General features: G+C 57.7%; 1 protein-coding gene. It reads left to right on the forward strand.

Translation table 11 applies throughout. The annotated features are described in order from the left end of the window. Positions 1-32: 32 nt before the first annotated feature. Positions 33-725 (forward strand): CopD family protein (locus AC628_RS41595; protein WP_210190344.1); only part of this gene is annotated, 693 nt, incomplete at its 3' end.

Here is a 725-nt window from a genome sequence, read left to right on the forward strand (position 1 = left end):
TTGCATGGGTCGTAGGCGGAGTACTCTTTCTGTTGCTGGCAGCGCCGTCTTCCGATCCGTTCCTTGCCGCTTGGCAAAGACGAGTGCAGGTGAGCTTTCTGTGGGCGGCCGGCATTCACCTCTTCGCTACTGCTGGGTTATTTATCGCTCAAGTCGCGATTGCGACAGATATGGCACTACCGGAGATAGTAGCGTCTGGCCAGACGCTGGAAAGCTTCGGATTTGACACGCATTACGGTCGGATCACGCTTGCAAGGTTAGCGCTCTCTCTTCTTTTGCTGCTGCCGACAGCGATCCTAATTCGCGGCTGGTCGAGGCAGCAGCAACGTTTAGCTTCAATCGTGACAGGCGGGACAGCAGCACTGATCGCGCTGATTGGTCCACTTGCTGGACACGCCGCCGGGGAAGACGACAGCCGTTGGCTCGTTCCGACCTATCAACTTCACGTGCTCGCGGTTTCTGCTTGGCTTGGGGCCTTACCGGCTTGGATCTGGCTGGTGGCTTCGGTCGCTGTCACCCCCACGGAGACTCGGCGCGTCTATGTCGCAGCGACGCTGCGACGTTTCTCCCAACTAGCAATCGGTTTCGTGGTCGTCGTCGTCGCATCAGGTTTGGTGCTCGCGTTTAGCTCCGCCAGTTCGGCTGGCGAGTGGCTTGGCACGACCTACGGTCAACTAATTATAACGAAGCTTGCTCTACTTGCATGCATCCTGTTGGTGGCCAAT

The sequence above is a fragment of the Bradyrhizobium sp. NAS96.2 genome, assembly GCF_001908235.1.
Classification (GTDB): domain Bacteria; phylum Pseudomonadota; class Alphaproteobacteria; order Rhizobiales; family Xanthobacteraceae; genus Bradyrhizobium.